General features: G+C 51.7%; 24 protein-coding genes. 12 read left to right on the plus strand and 12 right to left on the minus strand.

Translation table 11 applies throughout. The annotated features are described in order from the left end of the window. Nucleotides 1-109: 109 nt before the first annotated feature. The 4 genes from P2G88_RS14310 to P2G88_RS14325 all read right to left on the minus strand — a co-directional run bounded on the left by P2G88_RS14310 (nt 110) and on the right by P2G88_RS14325 (nt 5,408). Entirely contained in the window at nt 110-547 is a 438-nt protein-coding gene (locus P2G88_RS14310) for a secondary thiamine-phosphate synthase enzyme YjbQ (protein ID WP_275797109.1), read from the minus strand. Between the two features lie 362 nt (nt 548-909). Beyond that, nucleotides 910-1,722: a phosphate ABC transporter ATP-binding protein PstB gene (gene pstB, locus P2G88_RS14315; protein WP_275797111.1), complete on the minus strand. Its 813-nt coding sequence runs from the start codon at nt 1,720-1,722 to the stop codon at nt 910-912. 16 nt (nt 1,723-1,738) lie between these two features. Beyond that, nucleotides 1,739-3,304 carry a phosphate ABC transporter permease PstA gene (gene pstA, locus P2G88_RS14320; protein WP_275797113.1) on the minus strand — a complete coding sequence of 522 codons (1,566 nt, stop codon included), beginning with the start codon at nt 3,302-3,304 and terminating at the stop codon, nt 1,739-1,741. Further along, complete coding sequence (locus P2G88_RS14325) at nt 3,297-5,408, minus strand: ABC transporter permease subunit (protein ID WP_275797115.1); 2,112 nt, start codon at nt 5,406-5,408, stop codon at nt 3,297-3,299. The genes pstA and P2G88_RS14325 overlap by 8 nt, the downstream gene beginning before the upstream one ends. A 172-nt stretch (nt 5,409-5,580) precedes the next feature. On the opposite strand from P2G88_RS14325, the gene P2G88_RS14330 reads away from it, so the two are divergent. The 4 genes from P2G88_RS14330 to P2G88_RS14345 all read left to right on the plus strand — a co-directional run bounded on the left by P2G88_RS14330 (nt 5,581) and on the right by P2G88_RS14345 (nt 10,385). Further along, nucleotides 5,581-6,087: an ACT domain-containing protein gene (locus P2G88_RS14330; RefSeq protein ID WP_275797117.1), complete on the plus strand. Its 507-nt coding sequence runs from the start codon at nt 5,581-5,583 to the stop codon at nt 6,085-6,087. Nucleotides 6,088-6,215: 128 nt separating this feature from the next. Then, entirely contained in the window at nt 6,216-8,309 is a 2,094-nt protein-coding gene (gene ppk1, locus P2G88_RS14335; protein WP_275797119.1) for a polyphosphate kinase 1, read from the plus strand. After that, nucleotides 8,306-9,835, plus strand: coding sequence for an exopolyphosphatase (ppx, locus tag P2G88_RS14340; RefSeq protein ID WP_275797121.1), 1,530 nt, complete (start codon nt 8,306-8,308; stop codon nt 9,833-9,835). The genes ppk1 and ppx overlap by 4 nt, the downstream gene beginning before the upstream one ends. A gap of 277 nt (nt 9,836-10,112) precedes the next feature. Continuing rightward, nucleotides 10,113-10,385, plus strand: a complete 273-nt coding sequence (locus P2G88_RS14345; protein ID WP_275797123.1) for an HU family DNA-binding protein — start codon at nt 10,113-10,115, stop codon at nt 10,383-10,385. A 48-nt stretch (nt 10,386-10,433) separates the two neighbouring features. Here the strand turns inward: P2G88_RS14345 and P2G88_RS14350 are convergent, their stop codons facing one another. The 6 genes from P2G88_RS14350 to P2G88_RS14375 form a co-directional block, all read right to left on the minus strand. Beyond that, complete coding sequence (locus P2G88_RS14350; protein ID WP_275797125.1) at nt 10,434-11,519, minus strand: PQQ-dependent sugar dehydrogenase; 1,086 nt, start codon at nt 11,517-11,519, stop codon at nt 10,434-10,436. 103 nt (nt 11,520-11,622) lie between these two features. After that, the gene (asnB, locus tag P2G88_RS14355; protein ID WP_275797127.1) at nt 11,623-13,632 is read right to left on the minus strand and encodes an asparagine synthase (glutamine-hydrolyzing); all 2,010 of its coding nucleotides are present in this window, start codon (nt 13,630-13,632) and stop codon (nt 11,623-11,625) included. 70 nt (nt 13,633-13,702) lie between these two features. Continuing rightward, nucleotides 13,703-14,776 carry an aspartate carbamoyltransferase gene (locus P2G88_RS14360; RefSeq protein WP_275797129.1) on the minus strand — a complete coding sequence of 358 codons (1,074 nt, stop codon included), beginning with the start codon at nt 14,774-14,776 and terminating at the stop codon, nt 13,703-13,705. After that, nucleotides 14,770-14,892, minus strand: coding sequence for a hypothetical protein (locus P2G88_RS14365; RefSeq protein ID WP_275797131.1), 123 nt, complete (start codon nt 14,890-14,892; stop codon nt 14,770-14,772). The genes P2G88_RS14360 and P2G88_RS14365 overlap by 7 nt, the downstream gene beginning before the upstream one ends. Continuing rightward, nucleotides 14,879-16,309: a sodium:solute symporter family protein gene (locus P2G88_RS14370; RefSeq protein WP_275797132.1), complete on the minus strand. Its 1,431-nt coding sequence runs from the start codon at nt 16,307-16,309 to the stop codon at nt 14,879-14,881. The genes P2G88_RS14365 and P2G88_RS14370 overlap by 14 nt, the downstream gene beginning before the upstream one ends. After that, nucleotides 16,302-16,712 carry a hypothetical protein gene (locus tag P2G88_RS14375; RefSeq protein WP_275797134.1) on the minus strand — a complete coding sequence of 137 codons (411 nt, stop codon included), beginning with the start codon at nt 16,710-16,712 and terminating at the stop codon, nt 16,302-16,304. Before P2G88_RS14375 ends, P2G88_RS14370 begins: the two co-directional genes overlap by 8 nt. Nucleotides 16,713-16,789: 77 nt before the next feature. Here P2G88_RS14375 and P2G88_RS14380 point away from each other — a divergent pair, with 77 nt between their 5' ends. After that, entirely contained in the window at nt 16,790-18,028 is a 1,239-nt protein-coding gene (locus P2G88_RS14380) for a Zn-dependent hydrolase (protein WP_275797136.1), read from the plus strand. A 59-nt stretch (nt 18,029-18,087) separates the two neighbouring features. Next, nucleotides 18,088-18,585: a hypothetical protein gene (locus tag P2G88_RS14385; RefSeq protein ID WP_275797138.1), complete on the plus strand. Its 498-nt coding sequence runs from the start codon at nt 18,088-18,090 to the stop codon at nt 18,583-18,585. Between the two features lie 54 nt (nt 18,586-18,639). Here P2G88_RS14385 and P2G88_RS14390 read toward each other — a convergent pair whose 3' ends face one another. After that, complete coding sequence (locus P2G88_RS14390) at nt 18,640-19,587, minus strand: MBL fold metallo-hydrolase (RefSeq protein ID WP_275797140.1); 948 nt, start codon at nt 19,585-19,587, stop codon at nt 18,640-18,642. Between the two features lie 188 nt (nt 19,588-19,775). Here P2G88_RS14390 and P2G88_RS14395 point away from each other — a divergent pair, with 188 nt between their 5' ends. From P2G88_RS14395 to P2G88_RS14405, 3 genes are all read left to right on the plus strand, one after another. Continuing rightward, nucleotides 19,776-19,949 (plus strand): hypothetical protein, encoded by a 174-nt coding sequence (locus P2G88_RS14395; protein WP_275797142.1) that lies wholly within the window; start codon nt 19,776-19,778, stop codon nt 19,947-19,949. A 49-nt stretch (nt 19,950-19,998) separates the two neighbouring features. Then, on the plus strand, nt 19,999-20,349 hold the full coding sequence (locus tag P2G88_RS14400) for a VOC family protein (protein WP_275797144.1): 351 nt from the start codon (nt 19,999-20,001) through the stop codon (nt 20,347-20,349). Between the two features lie 189 nt (nt 20,350-20,538). Next, nucleotides 20,539-20,955, plus strand: a complete 417-nt coding sequence (locus P2G88_RS14405) for a GNAT family N-acetyltransferase (RefSeq protein ID WP_275797146.1) — start codon at nt 20,539-20,541, stop codon at nt 20,953-20,955. Nucleotides 20,956-20,960: 5 nt separating this feature from the next. Here P2G88_RS14405 and P2G88_RS14410 read toward each other — a convergent pair whose 3' ends face one another. Beyond that, the gene (locus P2G88_RS14410; RefSeq protein WP_275797148.1) at nt 20,961-22,799 is read right to left on the minus strand and encodes a hypothetical protein; all 1,839 of its coding nucleotides are present in this window, start codon (nt 22,797-22,799) and stop codon (nt 20,961-20,963) included. A 249-nt stretch (nt 22,800-23,048) separates the two neighbouring features. Here P2G88_RS14410 and P2G88_RS14415 point away from each other — a divergent pair, with 249 nt between their 5' ends. From P2G88_RS14415 to P2G88_RS14425, 3 genes are all read left to right on the plus strand, one after another. Then, entirely contained in the window at nt 23,049-24,338 is a 1,290-nt protein-coding gene (locus P2G88_RS14415) for an NAD(P)/FAD-dependent oxidoreductase (RefSeq protein ID WP_275797150.1), read from the plus strand. Between the two features lie 137 nt (nt 24,339-24,475). Then, on the plus strand, nt 24,476-25,384 hold the full coding sequence (locus tag P2G88_RS14420) for a hypothetical protein (RefSeq protein ID WP_275797152.1): 909 nt from the start codon (nt 24,476-24,478) through the stop codon (nt 25,382-25,384). Between the two features lie 131 nt (nt 25,385-25,515). Beyond that, the gene (locus tag P2G88_RS14425; RefSeq protein ID WP_275797154.1) at nt 25,516-26,574 is read left to right on the plus strand and encodes an efflux RND transporter periplasmic adaptor subunit; all 1,059 of its coding nucleotides are present in this window, start codon (nt 25,516-25,518) and stop codon (nt 26,572-26,574) included. Nucleotides 26,575-26,594: the final 20 nt, after the last annotated feature.

The raw sequence follows: 26,594 nt of genomic DNA on the forward strand, positions 1-26,594 counted from the left end.
GTCTCTAAGCATGGTGAATCCATGTTGTTCACTATGCTCATTAGATCAAAGGCCTGGATCTGCGTCCAGGCCTTTTTCAACAGTCTGAGGCGCCTTTTAGGCGCCTTTTTTATTTTCGATCTGAGTATGATTCCCCCATTATGGTCGCCACCAGGGTTCTTACCCCGCCTTGATTGCGATGCTCACATAGATAGACCCCTTGCCAGGTACCCAGCGCCAACTGACCATCACTGATGGGGATCATCAAACTTGCGCCCAGCAGACTGCTTTTTAGATGGGCCGGCATATCATCGCTGCCTTCAAAGGTATGCTGGTAGTAGGCCGCGTTTTCCGGCACCAGAACATTGAAGTGACTTTCAAAATCCCGCCGCACCGTAGGATCGGCGTTCTCATTGATAGTAAGGGATGCCGAGGTGTGCTGAATGAAGAGATTCAACATGCCTATTCGAATATTCCTCAACTCAGGCAATTGACTGATCACTTCCTCGCTGATCAGGTGAAATCCTCTTGGACGGGCTTTAAGTTGGATTTTTCTTTGTTGCCACATAAGCGCTCTGTACGATGAGTACCGGGTTGTTGCCTTAACGCTAACATCTGTGGTGTGTTCAGATAAATGAGAATAGATGTTTTCTTATTTTTCAGGGTAGATTGTTGTGACTTTTCCGAATCTAAAACCCAAGAGAGAACACATTAAATAACTTTAATATCAATATATTATTAAAGAACATTTAGTTTTTATTACCTGGCAGAATGGCTCTGTAAATCGGGCTGCATAATGCCACTGGCATAACGGTCATGGTTGAGGTTTGAGCTGTCCCCCATCCTTGGGGTATCGCCCAGATCGGCCGTCCGGGGCCTCCCGTAAATGGCTAGTCGAGCTGCGAGCCCTCGCTCGCCTCGAGACGCCATTTACCCAAATCGGCCGGTGATGTATTCCTCGGTTTGCTGCTCCTTGGGCCGGGTAAACAGGCGGTTGGTATCTGAGTATTCAATCAGATGGCCGTTGTGTAAAAAGGCGGTGAAGTCCGATACCCGGGCGGCTTGCTGCATATTATGGGTTACCACCAGTACAGTGTACTTCTGCTTGAGTTGAGTGATCAGCTCTTCGATGGTCAGGGTGGAAATGGGATCCAAGGCCGATGTGGGCTCATCCAGCAATAAAATTTCCGGTTGCAGGGCAATGGCACGAGCGATCACCAAACGTTGCTGCTGACCGCTGGAAAGGGTTAGTGCCGAATCGAACAAACGGTCTTTTACTTCACGCCACAGGGCCACATCGCGAAGGGCCTGCTCAGCCGCATTATCCAATGTGCGCCTGTCCTTTACGCCCTGTACTCTTAACCCATACACCAGGTTGTCATACACCGACATGGGAAAGGGATTAGGTTTTTGAAATACCATGCCGACCTTGGAGCGAAGGGCCGCCACATCCTCTTTACGGTGATAGATATTACGCCCGTTCATCAGCACCTGGCCTTCGATGCGGCAACTGGGGATCAGATCGTTGAGACGATTGAAGCAGCCCAGCAAGGTCGATTTGCCACAACCGCTGGGACCGATCACAGAGGTAATTTGGCGCCTGGGTATGCGCATCTTGATATCGTGTAAAGCGCGCTTCTGGTCGAAATACAGGGTCAGATTGTCCACCTCAATGGCCACATCGTCGGCACTAAGATTATCCAGATCGACTTCCGGCTTAGACAGATCAAAATACTCAAACATCCGTTACCCCGTTTCGCTAACGCAGCAGGTTTTGATACAACCGCCGCAGGCGGGCCCGTACCCAAATGGCGCTGATATTCAACAGCAAGACCACCAACAATAACAACAAGCAGGAGGCAAACATCATCGACGAGCCATGGCCAATATTGTTGCTATGAAAAGCGCCATCATAAATAAGCACCCCTAAGTGCATAAACTGCCTGTCCAGATGCAGGAATGGAAATTCTCCATCAATCGGCAAGCTGGGTGCAAATTTAACCGCGCCCACCAGTAACAACGGCGCCACTTCACCTGCGCCCCGGGCAATGGCCAGGATCACACCGGTCATAATACCCGGACTGGCCATGGGGATCACCGTGCGCCACAACGTCTCATATTTGGTAGCCCCCAGGGCATAACTGCCCTGGCGAAGGGAGTTGGGCACCCGGCGTAATCCTTCTTCGGTAGCTACTATCACTACCGGCAAGGTGAGCATGGCCATGGTCACCGATGCCCAGAAAATGCCTGGGGCACCAAAAGTCGGCGCCGGTAAATGCTCACTGAAAAATAAGGCATCGATGCTGCCGCCCACCTGGTAGACCAAGAATCCGAGACCGAATACGCCGTATACGATAGAGGGTACCCCAGCCAGGTTATTCACCCCAACCCGGATGAAGGACGTCAGCCAGTTGTCAGGGGCGTACTCGTTGAGGTAAATCGCCGCCATCACGCCCAGCGGCGTCACCAACAGCGTCATCATCAGCACCATGACCACCGTACCAAACAGAGCAGGAAACACTCCACCGGCACTGTTGGCCCGTTTGGGTTTTTCACTGACAAAATCCCACATGGCGCCCAAACACCAGCCCAACTCTTGCCAGAAATCGAACTGATTAGGCTGATAGTATTCCTCCACTTGCGCCAGCGGCAGCTCGTAGCGCTCTCCATTTGCAAAGCGCAATACCATGCGATAACGGGCCAACTCCTGTTGTAAAGCACCGATATCGCTCATGGTTTTGGTAAACTCTTCCTGCAGCCGCAGCTTTGCCGGCGCATCTTCCTCTACACCCCGCAAATTCAGCTCGTTAAGACGCAGATGGATAGTGGCCAGGCGCCCACTCTCTAACGTCTGTAGTTTCAGCACTTTTTGTTCAACAAGGTGACGCACCTGCGCAATCTCGGGCTCAGCGATTTCCTCATCGCCATTAACAATACTCTGTAACTCGGCAAAGAGTCGGTTGCCGTTACGAAGCTGAATGTCGGCAAGCGCAGGCAAAGGCTGTAAGGAGACAATGCTGCGCTCTTCGATCAAATGCTGTTGGTCACTAAACTGATACAGCGAAGCCTGATTAAATAACCAACGGCTTTGTCCCCGCACTATAGTGAAATCTTCCGACAGCAAGGTCGCAAACAAAGTGTTTTGTTGTCCGTGCTGATCGTATTTGAGTTCATAGATCTGAGAAGGCCAAAAATGGGTCATTCCTTTTATCAGCATAATGCCAACCATGCCCAGCAGGGCCAACAGCATCACAGCAACCACCGCAGCACTGGATACTACCGGTAACCCCTCGCGTAATCCCCTGAAACGGCTGGACTCAGACACTTTGATAATGCTTCCGTAAACGCCCCCGGATAAGCTCCGCTAAGGTATTGATAAAAAAGGTAAAAGCAAAGAGCAGTAAGGCCGTCAAAAAAAGCACCCGATAATGGATACTGCTGACTTCCGATTCTGGCAATTCAATAGCGATATTGGCAGTCAACGTACGCATGCCGGCAAAGATGTCCCAGTCTGCCACTGGAGTATTGCCGGTAATCATCAACACAATCATGGTTTCGCCAAAGGCCCGTGACAATCCCAGCATAATCGAAGAGAAAATACCGGGATAAGCAGCCACCAGCACCACACGACGTAAGGTTTGGGTGCGAGTGGCGCCAAGGGCAAAAGAGGCCTGGCTAAGGTGCGCAGGCACTTCAAAAATGGCATCTTCGGCCAGAGCATAGATACTGGGCGCAATCGCTAATCCCAGTGCCAGCGACACCACCAACGCATTCTTGCTGCTGTAATGGGCATCATCTTCAAACGGGAATCCTTGCGGCCACCAAAGTTCCGTCAAGACCATCCCCAGTTCTGAAGACAACCATATCAATAGCAGCAACATGGGAGCCAGTAACAACAGTTCCCAGCCGGATTTCCATTTCAGGCTCAACGCTCGTGCGATAGGCTGCTGCAACAACGCGGCCAGCACCAGAGTTGGTGGCAACAACAGCACAAACAACACAATCCCAACCAGATGATCGGCCACCAAGGGAATCAACCAGATAGCTGCAATAAAACCAATCACCACTGAAGGAATAGCTTCCAACAGTTCTATACTGGGCTTAACCCAGTTACGCACTGCCTGCGGCATAAAATAAGCGGTATAAACTGCGCCACCCACGGCCACAGGAATGGCGATACACAAGGCAAAGATAGCGGCTTTAAAACTGCCGATAAATAGGGGGACCAGACTGTACTTGGCCTGACTTAAATCCTCGGCGGCGGTGGATTGCCACACATAGTCTGCGCTCGGATATCCCTCATACCATACCGGTTTCCACAGGCTATCAAAACTGACGATAGAACTGGCGTTATCCACATTCCATTGTTGGATAAGCTTGTCATTCCAGACATACAGACGATTTTCAGTTAACCAAATATCCTGGCTGTCTATGCCGACTTTGCTGCTACGAAGGATCTCCCCGGTGGTGCCCAAAAACAGTAGCAGTTCGCCCTGTTCTCCCAGCACCACCCCTAAATCATTGCCCTGCGCCGACTGAAGCGCCTTGAGCTGAAATTTCTGGTTGAGGTGGTAGATAGGATGATAAACAAAGTGACCGTCCTGATTTTGCACCGACCACTTTTCCACCATGCCATTTTGGTGCCCCACCAATACCGCCTTGTCCCCGGGGAAAGCCAGTATACGGCTTACGTCGTCGGCCAGGGTAAGGGAATGGCGATACGTCTTGCCCACAAACAACAGTTCCTTACCCTGACTGAACAACGCGGTTTGCAAAGCCGGTAACAGCACGACATCACCCTGGTGGTTGATGGATTGCCTGCGGATATCCAAGGGGTTTTCACGGGATACCCAGACAAGGTTCCAGCCTTGCGCATACTTAATTGCGACCACCACCCAATCGCCGGACAAGGACACTTGCCAATCCAATGCCGGACGGGACTCTTCGGCACTTACCGCATAGAACGACGCCAGTTGTTCTTTGTAAAACTGGTCACCGTTTCTAGACAGCCTCTCTACCCGCACCAGTCCCTCCTTGGACAGTTGGAACAGATAGCGACCACCGTCAAAATACAATGTTTTGAAGCTTCCCTGACAGTCCAGCGGCAAGGTTTTTAAGGCCTGTAATGCGCTGCCTTTTTCTTCTTTTTGATACAGGGACAAACGACAGTTGTCATCGGCAAAGAGCATGGCCCGACCAAGCTGTAAGTCCTCCATCAGCATGACGCTATTGTTATCTGGCACCGACCATTGCTTGACGAAAGACAGGGAGGGAGTAAAGAGTAAGGGCGTGGTCACATAGAGTAAGTGCCAGATCAGCAGCCCCAGTGTCACCAGCACCGTGAGGCCGCCCACCGTGATCACGCGAGAGGCAACGCGGTCCCGTCGCAAGCGGCGCTTGTGCAAGAGTCTGTCTTGTGCTGAAACCACCCAAAAGCCCTGTAATCTGTGCCGGTCGCCATTGTAAAGGCCATACCGGACAAATCCTAGTGCCCTGATTCACTTACTAAGCCGTTGAACACAGACAATAAATTTATCGCCCCCGCAAGCCAGGTAGATTATAGTTTTTGGTAACAGTGGTGACGTTAGGCTAGGAGAATCAATGAAGTCCGTGATCTTTACCCTGCTAGGCAAAGACAAGCCCGGCATTATGGAAGCCATTTCCCGAACCGTCAGAAAACAAGATGGCAACTGGCTGGCCAGTAACTTTGCCCATATGGGCGGACACTTCACTGGCTTTGTGGAAGTACAGTTACCCGAAGACAATATCCAGCCACTGCTCAATCAGCTGGATGCCATGCCGGAGCTGAATATTCGCCTGGTACAAGGCGATACTCAGGGGGCCAGTCAGACCCACAAGGCCGCACTCGAGATAATGGGCAACGATAAACCGGGGATAGTGCAGGAACTCACTTCGGTGTTGCACAAATTCAATATCAATATTCTTAAGTTCAGTTCCAGCTGTGAGCCGGCTCCTAATTGGGGTGGTCAGTTATTTAAGGCCAGTGTGCAGATCGAGTTTCCTGATAAATTCGATTTGGACCCACTGCGTCAGGCGCTGGAGCAGATCGCCAACGATATGGTGGTGGATGTAGAATGGCAGGGCTGAGCCCTCAGGGTTGAACCCGCAGGGGTTAGGCCCTAGGGTCAGCCTGCTTCTGTCACAAAAGCTTCATCCAGTATGCGGAACCTAATTTGCTAAAATCCGGCGCTAATACGCCCCTTGCTAAGTATCTCATGAGCACCTATACCACGCCCTATTACCCGAAAGAATTAAGCTGGTTGGCCTTTAACCAGCGCGTATTGCAGGAAGCCGCCGACAGGCGCAATCCGATCATTGAACGCATCCGTTTTTTGGGGATCTACTCCAATAACATGGATGAGTTCTATCGGGTGCGGGTGGCAGATGTAAAACGTCAGATCTATATCCATCTGAACGATAAAAATATCGAAGCGGCGGAACAGACCAAAGCGCTGATGGATAAGATCCAGGCCAGGGTTAGGCTGATGACCACTGAGTTTGAGCGTGTCCATGCCGATGTGGTGACTCGTTTGGCCCGCTACAATATCCATTTGATATCCAAAGACGAATTGGACAGCTACCAGACGCAATGGGCCAAAGCTTACTTCCAGAATAAGCTGTTGCGTTATATCGCCCCAATTCTGATCACCAGCAAGGTCAACCTGGTAGAGCGTTTAAATGACGCCGCAACCTATCTTTTCGTTGGCATCCACAAAGAAGGCAAAGCCACTCAATATGCTGTGCTCGAAGTCCCTACCGAGTACACCAGCCGCTTTGTGCTGATCCCGCCGGAAAAAAGCCGTAAGAAGAAGCATATTGTGCTGCTCGATGACATTATTGGCCTGTGCCTGGACAGCATTTTTAAAGGCTTTCTCGACTTCGATCGCCTGGAAGCCTATTCCTTTAAGATGACCCGGGATGCGGAATACTCCATAAACGATGAAATTGATGAAAGTTATGTGGAGAAAATGTCCGAAAGCATGAAGCAGCGCCTGATTGCCGAGCCAGTACGCTTTATTTTCGACTCGGAAATGCCGGAAGACATGCTTCGTTTCCTGCAAAAGCAGCTGCATATTTCGTCATTGGACAGTCAAATCGCTTCCGGCCCCTATCGCAACTTCAAGGACTTTATCGGCTTCCCCAATGTGGGTCGCGAATACCTGGAAAACCCAACACTCCCGGCCATCAATACCCGGGATTTTGCCGATTTTGATACGGTTTTCGATGCCATCAGTCACCAGGATATTCTGCTTTACTATCCCTATCATCGATTCCTGCACCTGACCGAGTTTGTGCGCCAGGCCGCCTTTGACCCCAGCGTTAAACATATTCGCCTGAATATTTACCGGGTCGCCAGCCGCTCGCGCATCATCAACTCGCTAATCGATGCGGTCAATAACGGTAAGCAGGTTACCGTGGTGGTGGAACTGCGGGCCCGTTTTGACGAAGAGGCTAATATTGAATGGTCTAAGGCCATGACCGATGCTGGCATTAAGGTGATATTGGGCATTCCGACCCTGAAGATCCACGCCAAGCTGTGTGTCATCAGCCGCGAGGAAAAAGGCCAACTGATTCACTATGCGCACTTTGGCACCGGCAACTTCAACGAGAAAACCGCCAAGATCTATACTGACTTCAGCCTGTTCACCCGCAATCAGGATCTTGCCCAGGAAGCGGTGGATGTGTTTGATTTCATTCAATATCCCTACCGACGCTTTAAGTTTCAGTATTTGCAGGTCTCGCCTGTTAATGCCAGAACCAAGATCCAATTGCTGATCCGCCAGGAAATTCAAAACGCCAAGGAAGGGATCAAAGCGCAGATCCTGCTGAAGATTAACAATCTGGTCGATCTGTCACTCATCGAGGATCTTTACAAAGCCAGTCAGGCGGGCGTGCGTATCCGGGCTATCGTCCGGGGAATGTGTGCTTTGGTACCAGGGGTCAAGGGGCTTAGTGATCACATTCATGTTATCAGCATCGTCGATCGCTTTTTAGAACACCCCCGGGTCATGGTGTTTGAAAACGGCGGCGATCAAAAAATCTTTATCTCCTCTGCCGATTGGATGACCCGCAATATGGATAATCGTGTAGAAGTAGGCTGCCCTATACTGGATCCCAAGCTTAAGAAACGGGTGATTGATATTCTCAACATTCAATTCCGCGACACCGTTAAGGCCAGGGTTATCGATCAGGAGCAAACCAACAAATATGTACGCCGTGGTAACCGACGGAAAATTCGCTCCCAGGAAGAGATCTACGAATACTTTAAGGCGCTGGAAACTGTGCCAAGAGAGCCAGGCGCTTCATGATCCAACTTGCTAAAGCCTTCTCAGAGATAGAAAGCCGCGATACCACTCATGTGGCGGCATTGGATATTGGTTCCAACAGCTTTCATTTGGTAGTAGCCAGAATTGTAGCAGGCAGCGTGCAGATATTGTTTCGGGTGAAACAACGGGTGCGTTTGGCCGATGGGTTGGACAGCGAAGGGAATCTCGCCGCAGAAGCCATTGAAAGAGGCATTGAAGCATTGCAGCAGCTTGCTGACAGCTTACGTGGCTTTAATCCCGACTCGGTGCGCATTGTCGCTACCTACACCCTGCGTAAGGCCCGAAATGCCCATGACTTTATACGTGCCGCCCGCAGAGTACTCCCCTATCCGGTAGAGATTATTGCCGGTGTCGAAGAAGCCCGGTTGATTTACCAAGGTGTTGCACACACCACCGAAAATGCGGGTAAACGTCTGGTCATCGACATCGGTGGTGGCAGCACAGAATTTATTATTGGTACCGGCTTCAAACCCGAGTTGTTGCGCAGCTTACAGATGGGTTGTGTAAGTTTTACCCAGCGTTTCTTTGCCAGTGGCGAATTAAAGAACAAGGCCTTTAACAAGGCCATTACCGCCGCGCGTCAAGAAATGGAAATGATCGACAAAAAATACCGGCAACTGGGCTGGGATGTGTGTATAGGCACCTCCGGCACAATCAAAACCATTGCCGGCCTCGCTCAGGAAATCAATTCCAACCTCAAGCCCGGTACCTTTACCCGCAGCGAACTGCAGAAGATGATTGAGATGTGCTGCAAGGCAGAGCATATCAACAAGCTCAATATCAATGGTCTTAGCGAAGACAGGGTGCCCGTCTTCGCCGCCGGCTTGGCGATCCTCAGCGCCTGTTTCGACAGTCTGGAAATCAAAGAGATGGAGTTCTCCCAGGCCGCCCTGCGTGAAGGCGTTATCTATGAGATGGAAGAGCGCCTGCAACATCAGGATATTCGCGAACGCACCGCCGAAAGCCTGGCCATACGATACGATGTGGATACCGATCATGCCAAACGGGTGTTACATACCACCCTGCAAATTTACCATCAGGTGGCAGAAGACTGGGACATTAAACATGACGAATTGCACAGTCTGTTAGGCTGGGCCGCACTGTTGCATGAGGTGGGTCTGCAAATTAACTCCCGCGGCGTGCAGCGCCATTCCGGCTATATTCTGCAAAACGCTGAACTGCCAGGCTTTAACCAGGAGCAGCAAAACCTGCTGGCCAGTCTGGTGCGTTTTCATCGCAAGAAGATCAAAAACGCGGAGTTGACGGATTTTTCCCTATATAAACAGGAGCAGATCCTGCGCCTGATCTGCATCCTGCAATTGGGCGTGATGCTGAATATTAAGCGCCAGGACAATTTTTTGCCGAAAATCAGCGCCAAGGTGAAGGGGAATACTCTGTCTTTGGAATTTGCTGATGGCTGGCTAGATGAAACACCGCTGGTCAAAGCGGATCTGGATCTGCAAGCAGATATAATGCGAGCCTGCGGCCTGAGCCTGAAATTTCGCTAATGGATTCATGAATTTGTCACCCATTTGGGGCAGCATAGCGGGCTGCTAACGGTCAATCTGACGCCATTTGCCTCATTTCTGGCAAGAATTTCGTCAGAATCAAAGACAATAGTGGAAACAATAAAGGGATAGAGGCAGTATATGTATGGAATCAGGTACCGGCCTTAGCATTCATATACCACGCCACCATCGCCTTTGTTGTAGGTCTGGGGTAGCGTATTTCGGCTGACCGACAACGACAGAACCAAACTAAACGAGAAAACCAAAGGAAGCATCCATGAACAAGACTGATCTGATCAATCAAATGGCCGAGCGCGCCGACATCTCCAAAGCCACTGCTGGCCGCGTTATCGATGCCATGACTGGCGCCGTTACTGAAGCCCTGTCTAAAGGCGAAGAAGTTACCATCCTGGGCTTCGGCACATTCAAAATTTCTGAGCGTGCTGCCCGCACTGGCCGCAACCCACAAACCGGCGCCGTGATCCAAATCGCAGCCTCCAAAGTGCCTTCATTCAAAGCCGGTAAAGCTCTGAAAGACGCTTGCAACTAATCATCAGATTAATTGCATAAAGGGCGCCAAATGGCGCCCTTGTTGTTTCTAGTGACGGGTTATCGCGAACAACCGGCCATCATCACTCAAAAGATAGATCTCACCTCTTGGCCCCACTTCAATATCTCTGAGCCGGGTCGCCAACTCCGTAAACAGACTCTCTTGTGCAGTCACCCTGCCCTTGTCCAGCACCACCCTGCGTACTTCCTGGCTTTTTAGGGTGGTGGAAAGCAAATCCCCTGTTAACTCGGAAAACATAGCACCACGATAAACCACCAGCGCCGATGGAGCGATAGAGGGCGTCCAATCCACCAGCGGCTGCTGCATACCAGGATACTCCGTAAAAGGGCTGATTTGCGCGCCGGAATAGTCCTTACCGTAGGTGATCACCGGCCAGCCGTAATTTTTTCCAGCCTCGATGAGGTTGATCTCATCACCGCCTTTAGGGCCATGTTCATTGGCAAACAGTTGCTTGCGGACCGGATCGAAGGCCAGTCCCTGTGGATTACGATGACCCAGGCTATAAAGGCCTGTGGCTCCACCTTCAATAGCAGGGTTGTCAGTAGGTAGACTGCCATCATCCATCAGCCTGATCATTTTCCCCAGATGATTGGATGGCACTTGCGCCTGCTCCCGGTAGTCAAAGCCATCGCCGCTGCTCAGTACCAGGCTGTTATCCTGCAAAAACGCCAGCCGCCCGCCATAATGCACCGGCGTGGCTTTTAAAGGCTCTGCACTGAATAACACTTGTTGTTCTATCAACTTGTTGTCTTTGAGCTTGGCACGCATCAAACGCAATTGATTCCCGTTTTCCTGGCCATGGGCATAGGTTAGGTACAGCCAACCATTTTCGGCATAATCCGGATGCAGCACCACATCCATCAATCCGCCCTGGCTTTTAAAAAAGACCTCAGGTACCCCTTGAATCGGCGCGGAAATCTGCCCGTCTTCAACGATGCGTAGCTGTCCCGATTTTTCCGACACCAGAAAACGGCCCTCAGACAAGATAACCACCGCCCAGGGGAAATGGAGGCCACTAATCACTTCCCTGACTTGATAATCCGGCATGGGTGTTTGCGCCATACCTGGCAGACTCAGGCACAGTGCGCCGATCAACCCAATCAGCCTTTTCATCACAGATTGTCTCCTTGTCGCCATAGATCACTTCCTCAGTATGCAACGACTCTTAAAAAATTTCCGTATTTCAGTACGTTGCACTATCCACTACGGATCTACATCAGACCACCCAGCCCAAAGCCTGAGCACGCTCATGAGCAAGCGCGGGGATATCCTGCTCGACAAAGTGACGGTGCAGCATCATCACACCCAATACATGGTTAAGCAGGGCATCGATCTGCACTTTGTCGGCTGCCGGTGTGCTCTCACTCTCCTGACGGGCCATCAGCGTTTGCACAAAATCGCTGTCCACCAGACCCGTTTTGGCCAGAGCAGATGGCGAGGCATACTTCTCAAATAAGCCTTTGAGTTTTTTCCACTTTTTATCGTCGGTATGGGCAGGCGGCGCCATAAAGGCAAACTTCTGACGTTCATATAACACCGTCGGCAAGAGTCCTTTCATGGCCTCTCGCAGCACGTGTTTTTCTTTACTCCCTTTGATGCGAAGCTGAGGTGGAATGGTGGCGGCAAACTCGGCTAAGTGATGATCCAGGAAGGGCGGACGAGCCTCCATGGAATTGGCCATATCGACCCTGTCTCCGCCCCAAGTCAGGATCTGTCCTTCGAGCATGGTTTTTATCCACACATACTGGGCTTTATCCAACGGGTGGCGCCCCTCTAAATAGCTATCATCCAACTTTGCAGCAATCGCAGTTCCTGGCTCATATTCCGCTAATTCATCGCGAATATCCGGGTGCAGCAATTGCCTGGCTAATTCCGAACAGCCCAACCAGGGCTGCAAACAGCTTGGGGTGAATCCGACCTTGGCATTGATGGCATCGGAGACATATTCATCTTTGGGCAGCATGGCACCTTGGAACAGCTTGTTGGAATCCGCCAGGGTGCGCTGCCACTCTGCCGCCTGAGCACTGTCCAAACCTTCCATACCATGCAGGAACATGTCTTTTCTGAAAGCCGGATAGCCGGCAAATAGCTCATCGGAGCCCTCACCGGTTAACACGACTTTGTATTGGTTGTGGGTGACATGCTGACTCATCATCAGCTTGGCCACCGCCAGCGTGTTATAGATAGTGCGCTCGGTATGCCACAAGGTACGGGCGAAATTATCGTAAAGCAGGTCAGCATTGAGTTTTAGGATATCCTGCTCGGCACCAGTGGCCCTGGCCATTTCGGTGGCAATGGTCGCTTCATCGTATTCGTCATGGTCGAAACCGATGGTGAAGGCGCGAATGGGAAACTGGGAAGCTGAGGAAGCCAGGCCCAAAATTGAACAGGAATCGATACCGCCGGAAAGATAACAGCCTACCGGCACATCCGCATTGAGGCGCAGTTGCACTGCTTCCAACAGTTCTCTGCGTACCCCCTCTACGTAGTATTCATCGTCATGACGTGGGCGCGCTTCGGGCAAGGGGAAATCCATATCCCAGTATTTATGGGTTTCTATTTTAAAGCGCCCCTGATGACGGGTGATCTTAAGCATATGGCCAGGTTCGACCTGATGTATGCCCTTAAAGGCGGTGGTGCCCGGCACCATCACCTGAATCAGTTGATGGAACAGTCCTTTGTTATCAAACTCGGCCTGTACCTGCGGATGGGCGAGTACGGTTTTGACTTCAGATCCGAATACAATATGGTCATCGGTTTGCGTCCAGTACAAAGGCTTGATACCAAAGCGGTCTCGCACCAGGTAGAGGCTGTCCTTTGCCTCGTCATACAAGGCAAAGGCAAATTCACCGCGCAAATGGGGTAAGGTTTTTTGCATGCCTAAGCGCAGGTAAAGATGGGGCACGATTTCTGAATCGGATTTGGTCTCGAAATGCTCGCCCTGCGCAGTTAACTCGGCACGAATACGTTGGTAATCATAAAACTCGCCGTTGTGGGCGAAGATAAGCTGTCCGCCATGCATAAAAAACGGCTGCCGGCCACGGCTTTCATTCAGGTCGATAATCGATAGCCGGGCATGGCTCATGCCCATACCGACCCCGGCAGGATTGCAATACCCGTAATTATCAGGTCCCCGGTGGTGCATGATGGCGGCCATATTGACCAGGACTTGCGAGTCAATGTCATTCTGTTTACGACTGGCAAAGATACCGGCTATTCCACACATAATAACTCCTATTCAGTTTAAAGCTGCGACGAGGGGCCCTCGCCCCTCACTCATCACTCCTTACCCTAAGTCAAATCACATCCAACACCCGCTCTGCGCGTCTGACCAGACAGGTTAACAGCGCCATCCGCAGGAACACCGCGCCCCGGGCTTGCGAGAAATACCAGTTGTGGGATGTGTTATCCAAGCTGGTACTCAGTTCCTCGCCCCTGGCCAGGGGATGCAGGATGATGGCATCGGCCTTCAGCGGCGAATCCTGGTCCAGGCCATATCGCTTGCCATATTGTTTAAAGGTATCGCCCTCCCAGGAAATGGCATTGATGTAGACCACATCCGCTTGCGGCAGCACTTCATAGAGGTCGTCACAGGTCCTGACGTTTAGACCTGCTTCCTCCATTTGTGCCAGTTGCCCCTCACTGAACATCTCTTCGGCATTTTTGTCGTTGATGATGGTGACCCGGCTGAAGCACTGCGGAAACACACACAGCAGTTTGAGCAGGCTGCGCACGGTGCGCATTTTCGCCGGCAAGCCGACAATGCAGATATCCAACGGCTGTGGCGGTGTTTCTTCCACCAGGGAAGGCCGCCATTTAAATATGGTGTACAGATCGGCAAGCGCCTGGGTGGGATGTTCATCGGTGCCGTTGCCAGCATTAATAATGGGAATACGCAGGCTGCTCATCATTTCCCGGACAGAGACTTCTTTAGAGTCACGCAGCACTACGCAATCACCGTAGTTATTGAACATTTCGGCCACATCACGCAGCGACTCCCCTTTGGCGATACCAGTGGTGGAACGGTCAGTAATCGACATGATGTCCCCCCCCAAACGGTGCCAGGCACTCTCGAAGGACAAGCGGGTGCGGGTACTGGGCTCATAAAAGGCCGAGATCAGGATCTGCCCATTCAAAGAAGAGCTAAAACGATCGGGGTTGGCTTCGTATTTAGCAGCCAGACGAAACAGTTGCAGCAGGGTGTTGCGGTCAAACTGATCAGCCGAGTAAATATGCTGATCGGAGAGCCTAGTCAGATGGTCGCCGTCTTCGACAATGGCCCGAAGCAATTTTTTAGGATGAGCATCACCGTGCACATCGGGGCGACTACGATCAAACTGGATCACGCGTTCAAGATTGGGATCTACCATAAAGATTTATCCTTAAGGTCAAGGGCATAAAATAACAGCAGCACCAGCGGCGCCAGGGCAGTTCCGATAAGAGCTATCCACACCAGTAAGGCGAGTAGAGATTCACTGAGATACATCTTTGGCCTCCTTAAACAAGCGCCAGTCGAAGCGCCCAGGCTTCAGCCATAGTCCCAGCAAGCAGACAGCAAAAGACACAAGACAAGAACTGATGGCGGCCACATAAAAGCCAATTGAAAAATACAGGATAAGACTGCACAGGGTCCCAAGTGCCATGGCCGCTGCGGCGAAACGCCCGGTTAAACCAGGGTGATAAAGCCCAAACACGATGGGAAAAATGGTGGACGCCACAAAGGCGCCGGTGAAATTGAGTAGCGCCCCCAAAGTCGCCATCTTGGGCAAGCACAACAACCAGGTCACCACTCCCAGCCCCACCACAATCCACTTGTTGGCTTTGAGTAGTTCGTCGCTGGCGGCTTTGGGTCTGAGCAAACGCTTGTAACCGTCCTGGGTTAATAAGTCGGAAGTGGCCGCCAGTAGCGAGTCCATGCTTGATGCCAAAGCCGAAAACACCACTACAAACACAAATACCGCACCGATACTGCCCAGCAATTTGGCCGCCACCAGCGGCCCCACCATATCCGCACTCGGTGGCACAATGCCCAGACTCATCGCCGACAGAGCAATAAAGCCGGTGACAATAGGAATAGGCAGCCACAGCAGGCCGGCGGTAAAATAGGCCCGGCGTCCAATACCAGCTTTGAAGGCAAAGGCGCGCGACCACCAGACATTGGAATGAAATATCTCACCAATGCCAAAAAAGATGTTATTAAACAAAAACATAATAGCGGCGGGAAAGGCCAGATTGAGCAATTCCGGTTGCCACTCACTGACCTTGCTGTGAATTTCGGAAATACCTACCGTATCGATACAGACCCAGGCAATAATCAGCACCCCGGCCAGGATCAGCAAGGATTGCACAAAATCCGTGGCGATCACCGCTTTGAGCCCCCCCAGCAAGGTGTAGAGCACACATATCAGTAAAATGGCGCTCATGCCGGTGTGATAATCCAAATCACTTAAGGATGAGAGCAAAATGCCACCGGCCATGCCCAGGCTCACCAACCAGCCAATGGCATAACACAGAGAAATCAGCATAAACACCCACCAAGCGCTTTTGCCGTAGCGGGTGCGGATAAAATCACCGCTGGTAAAACCATGGGGCATCAGTGCTTTAATACGCGCCGCCATGGGCGCAAACAACAACAATCCCAACGCCGCCATGCTGTAACCGACCATCCCCCACACCCCAAACTGATAAGTCAGTTGCGGCGCCACCAGGGTGGTATTGCTGGTGATCCAGGTGGCCATAGCCGTAGCGGTGGCAAAAGCCAATCCCACATTACGCCCGGCCAGGGCAAAGTCGTCGATGCTGCGGTTATTGCGTCCCAAAAACCAACCAAATGCGACCCACAAAAGCCCAAAGCCAAGCAAAATAAACATGGCTACAGAGGCGTCTAACTGTGCCTCAAGCATGGTTTTGCTCCCGCCGTTGGAAGACCAGTAGCAAGGTCAGCAGGAATAAAAATGCCAGCAGGCCAATAAAAAACAGCGCCAGCGCCTGTTCGAGGGAATGGTGGCTTACTTCAATTTCTGCCAACAGTCTTGGCGGATCAGCGGGATCACGGGACAGAAGCCTTGCCTGGTAGTGACCATCGGCAAAGCCCGAAAGGGTAGCTTGACGTTGACCTGTGACGTCAACGCGAACCGTCTTTGCAGCATCATCGAGGGAGATGATCTGCAATGTGTCATAACGACCTTCATACTCTTCAAAGTGCAGCACGAAGTAACCTTCCTGTGACTGCACTTGCTCTGCTGCTCCCCCTTGGGCGAAGCAAAAGAGCAATAACATCAAGGCCCTACAAAGAGTACCTACCATGGCACCTCTCCTGTGAGTGGCTTATATACATGCTAACATCTGTACATCCCATAGACAAAAACGCGCGCGGAGGCCCCATGCCCCAAGTACACATCGAATTGTCCAGATTACAAAACGACCTGCTGGAACTGGCCCACATTGGCTACGACCCCATCAGTAAAGGGATCAACCGCCCCGGCTTTAGCGAGGCCGATATGCAGGCCAGGCGCTGGCTTATGGACAAGCTGGAAAAGGAGGGATTTTCGGCGGCCCTGGATAGCGCCGGCAATGTGATTGGCAGTTTATATCCGGATTGGGACGGACCTGTGGTGGCCATGGGTTCGCATATCGACTCGGTCCCCTGTGGCGGTATGTTTGATGGTACCTTGGGCGTGCTGGCTGGCCTTGAATGCATGCGGGTGGCACGAGATCTCAAACTGGATCTGAAGTTTCCATTCGAAATCTACGCCTTTGCCGAAGAGGAAGGTCGTTTTGGCGGCATGATGGGGGTGCAAGCCATTACCGGACAACTCACCCCTGACTGGCTGGAGAAAGCCCATGATGCCAGTCACAAGCTCCTTAAAGATGAAATGGAAAAGTGCGGTCTGAATGCCATTGATGCCCTTAATGCCCGGGTCGACCCCAAACATTTTCATGCCTTTTTGGAACTGCATATTGAACAAGGACCGGTACTTGAGCGCATCGGTAAGCCTATTGGCGTGGTAGAAGCCATCTCCGGTGTTTACAAATGGCTGGTGCGCCTGATTGGCAAGGCTAATCACGCCGGTACCGCGCCCATGGATATGCGTAGCGACGCCTTTATGGGGCTGGCCGACTTTGCCCATGAGATTCCGCGCATTATCAGCGAAGAAGGCACCGACAAAAGCCGTTTAACAGTAGGTAAGGTGGAACTCAAGCCCGGCTATGCTCACACCGTGCCGGGTGAGGCCGAATTTACCCTGGTCGGTCGGGATACCGATCCACAAATCATGCGCAACCTGGCCGACGCCTGTCGCAAGGTACTCTCTTCCATTGCCCGTAAACACAATCTGATGTTCGAATTTGAACAAATGAGTTGGCTGGAACCACAGGCCATGTCTGATCAGGTTGTCAAAGCTTTTTGTAATCAGGCCAAAAAGCTTGAACTGGAGCATGTGGTAATGCCTAGCGGTGCCGGTCACGACGCTCAGTATATGGCGCAAGTTACCCCCACCGGCATGATCTTTGTGCCAAGCGTCGGCGGGGTTAGTCATGCACCGGATGAATGGACTCATTGGCAGGACATCGAAAAAGGTGCCAATTTGCTATTGCAAACTGCATTACATTACGCCCATTAGCGCCCATTTTACTGAGAAAACAAAGCTTTGATTGTGTTGGTGGGGCCGACTATGCAATCATGGGCGCAAATTATAATATCCCCCAGTTTATGCAATCGAAGTACGGACTCCTGTGGCGCTTCGCGGCGGCCTTTTTTGCCAGTTTTACCCTCGCCAGCGTGGCCCATAGCCAGTTTGTGCTTACTCGTCTTACCGAAATTCAGGTGCAAATTCCCTCTGCCGACTGGCTGCGCATGACCGTAGAGGATTGGCTGGGATTATTGCCCACTTATGGCAGCCTGGTAGCAATTGGCTTGCTTATCGCCTTTACCCTGACCGGCTTTTTACGCAAGCATTACCGTAGCCTGCCAGGTTGGCTGTATGGTGTCGCCGGTTTTACCGCATTGCTGGTGATTCAACTGAGTTTGCAACCCATTATGGATATCACCCTATTAGCTGGTGCGCGCAGTGCCATGGGCATTGCCTGTCAGGGGCTGGCCGGCTTTGTCGGTGGACTGGTGTTCTATCTGCTAAAACCCCGCGCCAGACAACATTTTCGTACTTCAGCCAGATTCTAAGCGTACATAAAAACAAAAAGCCGGCGACGCCGGCTTTTTTAATGGCGCATTGGGTTATTCGCTTGTCATCGCCAGCGTTGAGCCAAGCTCTTTGACCAGCCCAAGCACATTCCAACTCATCAGCATACGCGCATCCAAGCCATAGTCGTAGAAGTAAGGGTAAGCGGCGAGAATGTCATCCACTACCTTGGTGAGCGCTTCGCGGGTTAATTGCCCTTTGTCATCCAAATTGCCAGGCATACTCATTGCCGCTGATACTGTTTCCCGTAGCAAACGCACCTGAGCAATATGCTGATCAACAATATTTAAACGGGCAGGATCGCCATGACCTGCATACAGGGTTTGCGCCTCAGGGAATTCCTTTTTCAGACGCTCAAAGGCCAATAGCGCCTCTGCTGAATGACCTTCGCCCACATAGTAAAAACTGCGGTGCATGGTGGCATCGCCAGTAAACAGCCAACGCTGCGCTGGAAAATACAACACCAGTTGCGCTTCGGCCTCTCCGGCGCCGAGATCCACTGGCAGAAACTCGATATCGCCGATATTTAGCACCTTGCCACTTTCCAGTACCTGCGGCGTTATCCAGGTAGATTCTAGATCATCACCATACATGGGCTTGTAGCTGGTCAGAAATTGATTGTGAAAAGGCTCGATGCCTTGCACCACCGACGCAATGCTATACAACGGAAATTCACCTAGCTGACGGCGCAGTTCAGAAAACCCGGCAAAGTGGTCTGAATGAGCGTGGGTGATAATCGCCGCCAGCAATGGTTTTTTCAGGCTTTTTATCTGTGCGGCCAGTAGCTTTGCGTCAGAATTAAGCATTTGACCGTCGATCAACAGCAATCCCTTTTCCGACTCAATCAGGTAAGAGTTGACCGACCAGGTCTGCTCAGAAACATGGCGATGTACTTTTAGTGCACTTTGTTTTGCAGCGGCAACACTCTGGGTACAAAGCAGGGCCAGCAAAACGGCAAAAAAGACTTTTCTAAATATCAACATAATGACTCCTTCTCTTTTATCCCGACCATAGCGCTGGGATAGTATTTCGCAACTCTAGTGGGACTAATTCAATGTTTAGCGATGCCAATAGAGAATACTTCCATGACTCAAAATGCCGTTACAAAGCCTGCACCATTGTCCATGGGCTAGACTAAATATCTCCACCTACTTGCACTTAAGGACGCCCCATGAATAAGCTACAAATGATTGAAGCCTTCAAAGACATCGAGAAAAAATTTAAACGCAACCTGGAAGTGGCGGAAGAAGTATGGGAGCCCAGTTCGCCCTTTATGGAAGTGGCCCGTAAGCAAGCCGCCAAGGTCATGGAACAGGAAATTGCCGAGCTTATGCGCGAGATTTAACTTTCTCAGTTCCACAGCTTACAACACAGGTTAACCCAAGGAGAAGACATTGAACCAACATCATAAAATCAGTTACTTAGAATTACCTGCCAGGGATCTTCCGGGTACCAAAGCGTTTTTTAGCCAGGTGTTTGGCTGGGAATTCACCGACTATGGCCCCGAATACACCTGTTTTACCAATGGCGGCATGCCCGGTGGTTTTTACAAAGCCGGTGTCAGCGCCTGCACCGATAAAGGCAGTGTGTTAATGGTGATGTACAGTGAGGACCTAAGCACCACCCAAACCAAGGTGGAAAAGGCGGGCGGAAAAGTGATTAAACCCATCTTCAGCTTCCCCGGTGGCCGCCGCTTCCACTTCAGCGATCCCAGTGGTAATGAATACGCTGTCTGGAGTCACTAAACATTGGGCTGGGCTTTAGCCCGGCCCAACGTTTCCAATACCTCACCCAGTTCGAGAACTCTTTAAATGGCTGAAGGCAAGAAAAATCATGCTGGCCAGGCATTTAGCGCCGTGGTAAAAACCTACCAGATAGTATCAGAAGATTCTCGCCACTAAACTGACAGGTGCGGCACCTGCTAACGTTAAAAATTGAAAATAAGAAAAGCCACCCCAGAAGATCTAAAAGCCCTGCTGCCCCACGCCCAAGCCGCAGCCACTACCTTTGCAGTTGAGCAAGCGGCGTTTACCAAGGCTTATGTCCATCTGCTGGAGAGCGACGCCTCCATTATCCTGGTGGCTGAACTGGAAGAGGAAATTGTAGGCTATTGCCTGGGCCACCAGCACTTGACGTTTTTTGCTAATGGCCGCAGCAGTTGGCTGGAGGAAATCTTTGTGCAGGAAGCCTATCGCAAAACCGGCGTGGGCAGAAAACTGATGGATGCCTTTGAAGAGTGGGCCAAAAGCCATGACTACAAACTGATTGCCCTGGCCACCCGCAGGGCGGCAGCTTTCTACAAGGCCATTGGTTTTGAGGAATCGGCGGTATATTTTCGCAAGCTGTTATAAACGCGCTAATGCCCCCGGACCAGATCCTGATACGCGGGCTCTGCCCGTAAGGCACTGAAATCAGACCCTTTTATTACTTCCCAGGAAGCGAACCGTTTAAACAGCGGGGTTTGGGTCGCCGCTTGCAAATGCATGATGGCGTTGCGGCGATCCTCGGCACTGTTCGTCTGTTTGGCCCTTTGCGTCAGCGTCTTGGCCAGAACAAAGTGCAACTCGGCGCGGACAGCCTCCCAGCCACCATCAAACCAGGCCCGCTGATAACCCTCACTATGGCGAAGTTCATCCTTTAACAAGGCCGCGGCAGGATCCCAGTGTTTGGCAGCATAATGGGCCCTGGCCCACAGCAAAATCAGTTGCGATTTGTTGTAGCGCGCATTGGTATGATCCAGGGCGCTAAAGCCACTGGTATAGGAGTCGGTTCGCTCGCGCTCATCGCCAATGGCAATATCTTCCTCCATACGGGCAATCGCCTCTGGCATTATCGCCAATAGTGCATTTAATTGGCTGGTGGCGACCGCTTCTTTGCTCTTAAAAGCCGCGTTAAAGAACGCCAAAGCCTGCTCCAGATTTTCTGGAATAATAGTGGGATCAAAATGGGCCAGGGTATCCAGATGAAAATCCCAAAGGTCGTGCTCTGGTAGCGGGTCGTCACGATAATTTCTGGCCAAGGCGCGGGCAGGCCATTGCCCGGTTGTGCGATAGAGCCCCTCATCTACGCGCTTGGCAAAGCGAGATGTGGCACCGCCCAATTCAATGCTTAAAAGCGCCTGGTAAATTTCAGCCGCTTTGCCTGGCTCTTCGGCCGCTTCCAGCATTCTTGCCCGCAGGAATTGATTGCGGGCGCTTAAACGATCGCCATAGCTGCCGCTGCCGCTCAGCCCCTCACTTAGCCAATCCAATAGTTGCAGATGCTGTTTGGCACCGATAGCAGAAAGTGCGGCCTCCAACAGGCTAAAACGCAGGTTATCGCCATATTTCTCCAGCACCCGATAACGCAAATCTTCAGAAGCCACAAAACCGGCCTCCCTGGCCTGCCACAACGCCGGGATCAGCGCCTTGATGGCCGCTTCGCGAACGGCATGGTTCCCCCTTTCAACGGCCAGGGTCAAGCGCCAGAGTTGTAATTCCCTGAGATAACTATCATCACTTTTCCCAAGAGCCTTGCGTAGATGGTTAGCACCGTTTTCAATAGCCTCAACACTAAGACTACGTTGTTCCAATAACCAGGCCCCATAGAAGGCATTGGCAAAAACATTGTCTTTATCCAGGGACAGGGCACGCTGATATACGGCAGCGATATCCATCTGCTCGGCAATCTGGTTCAAGCGCCGGATTTGTCCCAATCTGGCAATGTGGGCCAAAGTGGTGGCTTGCTCGTGGATATCCAGCGCCGGTAACCCACGGTACAGCACTTCAACCAGTTGATTACTGAGTTTGTCTGCCTCGTGCTCCGGCAACTGGAAATCCCGCACCCAAATGCGTGCCATTTCAAATTGCTTGTTGCGAATCCCCGCTGCGCTGGGGTTTAGCGCTAAGGCCTGATCATATAATCGCCAGGCTCTGGGATAATCTTTGGCCTCTTGCAACCAGTCAGCAGCCTGCTGTAACTCGTTGACCGCTGCGTTGCGTTCCTGCCAATCCAGATAGAGACCGGACAATGTCCAGGCCCCTACCAGTAACGACAGCACCGTAACTGCGCCACCTATCCATTTCAGCCAGGTCGCCACACGCTTACCTAACCCCGGCGACTGCTCGCTGTGACAATAGCGGCAGATGGCCGCGGTTACCGGTATCTCGGCGCCACAAGCCACACAGTGGCGGGTGGGTTGATGCGAAGCTGTCACCAGAATTGGCTCCAACAAGCTATGTAACAGCCAGTATAGAAGCCCACGCCATCCTGCGCCCGGTCAGATTTAACATTAATTTAACTAATGCGAGACTGAGAAAATATGCCCCTTATCCGCCATGGGTTTTGCCATGGATTACCCTTATGATGAATAACATTAACGCTATCGAAACGACCAATAACCAAAATCAACAAAAGGCGCTTCGAGTGACAAGGCGACGGATTTTTCAATACTGGAGTTAATCACATGAAAAAGATCCTGATCGTCGGCGGTGGTGCCGGCGGGCTAGAACTCGCCACCCGTTTAGGCCATCGCTATGGAAAATCCGGCAAGGCCCAGGTCACTTTGGTGGATAAAAACACCAGCCATATATGGAAACCGCTTTTACATGAGGTCGCCAGCGGCTCGCTGGATACCAGCACCGATGCAGTGATTTACAGCGCCCATGGGGCTCTGCACCACTATCACTTTCAACACGGTGAGTTTATAGGCTTGGACGAGGCCAGGCGCCAGGTATTGCTGGCGCCCATGCTGGATGATGAGGGACAGGAACTCCTGCCACAGCGGCAGTTGGCTTATGACATATTGGTGCTGGCCATCGGCAGTCAGAGTAATGATTTTGGTACGCCGGGTGTGGCTAAACACTGCTATTTTCTCGATTCAGCCAAGCAAGCCGCGCGCTTTCACCGCGCCCTGACCAATGCCTTTATCCGCGTCAATCAGCAACAGGATGAGCGCCAACTCAATATTGCCATTGTCGGCGGCGGCGCCACGGGGGTGGAGCTTAGCGCCGAGCTTTACCATGTGGCGGCTTTAGCAGAGCGCTACGGGATGCAAAAAATGAGCGGTAAGCGCCTGCGCATCCAGTTGGTAGAAGCCGGTCCCAGCATCTTACCCGCCCTCCCTCCACGCATAAGCAATGCCGCCCGCAAGGAACTGACCAAGCTCGGGGTGGAAGTGCTGGAGAGCACCAAAGTCAGTAGCGCCTGTGAGCAAGGACTGATTACCCAAAGTGGCAAACTGCTGGAGGCCGATTTAATGGTGTGGGCCGCCGGCGTCAAAGTGCCGGAGTTTATCCGTGCTCTTGGGGTGTTCGAACTTAATCGTCTCGGTCAAATTCTGGTAGAACCGAATCTGAAGGCCAAGGGCCACCAGGCTATTTATGTGTTGGGCGACTGCTGTGGCTTTTTGCAGGCAGATGGCACTTGGGTGCCACCGAGGGCGCAATCGGCCCATCAGATGGCCAGTTTGGTGGCGCGTAATATCGATTTGGAAATCAAAGGTAAAGCGCTGAAGCCTTATCAGTACAAGGATCATGGCTCACTGGTGAACCTAAGCCGTTACAGTACCGTAGGTAGTTTAATGGGCAATCTGACTGGCGATAGTCTGTTTATTGAGGGACGTATCGCACGCATTGTGTATATCAGTTTGTACCGTATGCATCAGGTGGCGATTCACGGTTGGCTCAGGGGAATGCTGATGATCCTGGTGGAAAAAATCAACCATGCCGTGCGGCCGAAACTCAAGTTGCATTAGCCATACAGCTTCTTTGCAGCAGGTTGGGCATTGCCAACAGGGAAGGCAATTTTACTTCCCCTCTAGCAGGTGTTAGCGTTGCCTTCTGAAACATCGTTGAGTAGTTGCATGGACGTAGATGGGTGTCAGTGGTAACTATGTACAAGATCGGGTTGCAAACTAATCTCTCAGTGGCTAAGGACAGATCATTGGGGTCTGTGCTGGCCTTGATTTTGGTGCTTGGGGTAACACTTCTTGCCCCTTCAACTACCCGGGCAGAAGAGCTGCGTCTGGGCATTTTTCAGGACCACTATGCCGAAGTACGGACTTACTTCGACACCCATGGCTGCAAACCTCTTGGTCCTGAGGACAATCAGACTAATCAGATCCTCACCGAGTTCTTACTGCTGTGTAAGGCCCTGTCAGACGCCGACTCTCCATACCAAATCACCTTGGTGCCCTATCCTATCAACGCCAGGCTGTTGAAGGATATTTCTTTGGGAACGCTTGACGCCTCAGCCTATGCTATTTGGTCCAAGGAGCCGGCTCTTTACCCCAACACTGCGTTGAGTCCAGCGTTGCTTGAAAAAGGCGAGTTCAGCAAAGGTCTGTATACCAGGCCTGCCCTGGCCAGCAAGTTCGAATACCAATCCAAGGCCAGCTTCAGGGGATTAACTGGTGTAGCCAACCAAAACTGGCACTATGATTGGCGCCATATGCATTGTGCCGGTATCTATACTACCCATATTAATCAGTACCAGCAGATGTTTGCCTTGATTGAGCAAGGTAAAGTCGATTTGGTGCCGCTGACCTTTGGCCAGGAGACGGACCTTCAACGCCGGGTGTTTGGCATTTCACTCTATCCGCTGCCGGGCATCAAGCTGGCCTTCGATGACTCACTGCATTTTGTGTTTAGCTCGCAAACCATATCCGGAAAAGCGGCGCATCGTCTTGTAGAGAATGAATTGGTTCGAATGAAGCGAAACGGGGAAATAGACGCTGCCTACACCCAATTGGGCATCCTTAATCCCAGTACCACCCATTGGCAAGACGTGGGCTGCCAATAGCAGTTCTGTCGCTTCTCGACGGAGATTTAAAAAAGGCTGTAACGGCTTTCGGTCTTCCATTTCCCCCATTGAGTGACTTTTGGCCTATTTCATTCAGCGCTGGCTGTGCAATCATAAGGGTATAACTTTCAATGAGAGGGATAGCTCTGGTGAATGACAAAAGCGCGCTTTTGCAGCAACTGCGTATCGACCCCAATGATAAAAAGGAACAACAGGGATTAAAGGCTTGGCATCTGCTGCTAAGCATTGTGCTGACGGTTATTGTCACACTGCTGATATCCCGCTCTTTCTTTTCATCAACCGCTCAACCGGTCAATACCACAAAACAAAATGCCTCTGCAGGACCTGCTACAGCACCTGCGACCAACGCGGCAAAAACGGAGTCTGCCAACGACGCTCCTGCCGTCAAAATACCCACTAGCGATGCGGTGCTGAATGCCTCAGGCTATATTACGGCCAGACGCATGGCCACGGTCTCGGCCGAAATCATGGGCCTTATCACCGAAGTGAATGTGGAAGAAGGGATGAGCGTAGAAAGCGGCCAGGTATTGGCCAGGCTCGACGATGCCCTGGCTAAAGTCAGTCTGGATCTGGCAAACGCCCATGTGCAGGCGCTGCAGGCCCGACGCGAGGCCCTACAGGCCGAACTTTCTGAAGCCAGGCGCAACCTTGAACGCGTCACTAAAAATCAATATTCCAGCGAAGCCGAGCGCACCCAAGCACAAACCCAGGTGCAAAGCCTAAGTGCCGGTTTGCAAAGCGCCGTTGCCGATATCCAGGTGGCAAGCCTCGAAGCCAAAGGACAGCAGGAGCGATTGGATGACCACACCATCCGTGCCCCCTTTGCCGGCGTAGTCACGGTGAAAAATGCCCAACCCGGTGAAATCGTCGCCCCGACTTCGGCGGGCGGCGGTTTTACCCGCACCGGGATCTGTACCATAGTGGATATGCAGTCGCTGGAAATCGAAGTGGACGTCAATGAATCCTTTATCGGTAAGGTATCGCCAGGGCAACAAGTGGAAGCGCGCCTGGATGCCTATCCGGACTGGGTAATTCCGGCGTCGGTGATTGCCATCATCCCCACCGCTGACCGGGCCAAGGCCACGGTCCAGGTACGCATCAAATTAGAAACCAATGATCCCCGTATTTTGCCGGACATGGGCGTAAAAGTGGCTTTTCTTAAAGCCTGAACAGAACAGAAGGGAAAACA

Source organism: Aliiglaciecola sp. CAU 1673 (assembly GCF_029223185.1).
Lineage (GTDB): Bacteria > Pseudomonadota > Gammaproteobacteria > Enterobacterales > Alteromonadaceae > Bowmanella.